Annotated in this window: 1 protein-coding gene; it reads right to left on the bottom strand. The window is 36.7% G+C overall.

Annotation, left to right across the window (positions count from 1 at the left end):
• Positions 1-512 (bottom strand): IS110 family transposase (locus tag AC23L6_RS13360; protein WP_487562976.1); only part of this gene is annotated, 512 nt, incomplete at both ends.

Here is a 512-nt window from a genome sequence, read left to right as displayed (position 1 = left end):
CGCGTGTAATTGTGAGTATGTAGTAGCATTTGAACTGCCAGTACCATCCCTACTCCTTTGACTGTTTTGGAGAGTTTATAATTCGTAATCATGGTTTCGTCTTGTTTTATAAGCTCATTAATGCTTTTTTCTGTTGTGAGTATTTGCTTTTCCAATTGGTTCATATTCTCCTTTAAGATGCCCAAGGAAACATCATTTAATTCATCGATAACTATTTCTTGCATCCCTTTGTAAAGATTCTTGCTCGCGGTGAGCTGTTTGACTAATTGTTCGCGTAAACTCATCATCCGTTGTAATTCTATTAGCTTCTTTGCTGGAGGAACTGATGGTATCAATTCTTCCCTTCTTAACCAAGCGTAGTTGGCTATTTCCCATGCATCTGCCTTATCACTTTTACCTCGTTTTAAACCCATTGAACGCTTGATTTCTATGGCATTGATACAACAATAACGATGCTTGTTCTCAAACAAAAAATAACTTAATAGTATACAATACCAACCGGTATGCTCAAA

Source organism: Flavobacterium sp. R1_16 (genome assembly GCF_057652095.1).
The sequence above is the reverse complement of the archived record's forward strand: the minus strand, read 5'-3'. Positions and strand labels throughout refer to the sequence as shown.